Raw genomic sequence first — 627 nt, 5'->3', positions numbered from 1 at the left:
TCCCCACCTTCCTCCAGTTTATCACTGGCAGTCTCCTTTGAGTTCCCGGCCGGACCGCTGGCAACAAAGGATAAGGGTTGCGCTCGTTGCGGGACTTAACCCAACATTTCACAACACGAGCTGACGACAGCCATGCAGCACCTGTCTCACGGTTCCCGAAGGCACATTCTCATCTCTGAAAACTTCCGTGGATGTCAAGACCAGGTAAGGTTCTTCGCGTTGCATCGAATTAAACCACATGCTCCACCGCTTGTGCGGGCCCCCGTCAATTCATTTGAGTTTTAACCTTGCGGCCGTACTCCCCAGGCGGTCGACTTAACGCGTTAGCTCCGGAAGCCACACCTCAAGGGCACAACCTCCAAGTCGACATCGTTTACGGCGTGGACTACCAGGGTATCTAATCCTGTTTGCTCCCCACGCTTTCGCACCTGAGCGTCAGTCTTCGTCCAGGGGGCCGCCTTCGCCACCGGTATTCCTCCAGATCTCTACGCATTTCACCGCTACACCTGGAATTCTACCCCCCTCTACGAGACTCAAGCTTGCCAGTATCAGATGCAGTTCCCAGGTTGAGCCCGGGGATTTCACATCTGACTTAACAAACCGCCTGCGTGCGCTTTACGCCCAGTA

The 627-nt window shown here is 55.2% G+C and carries 1 rRNA gene; it reads right to left on the bottom strand.

Annotation, left to right across the window (positions count from 1 at the left end):
• Positions 1 to 627, bottom strand: a 16S ribosomal RNA gene (locus tag CRI63_RS23695); the annotation flags it as partial.

This window comes from Escherichia sp. E2661 (assembly GCF_004745185.1).
Lineage (GTDB): Bacteria > Pseudomonadota > Gammaproteobacteria > Enterobacterales > Enterobacteriaceae > Escherichia.
The sequence above is the reverse complement of the archived record's forward strand: the minus strand, read 5'-3'. Positions and strand labels throughout refer to the sequence as shown.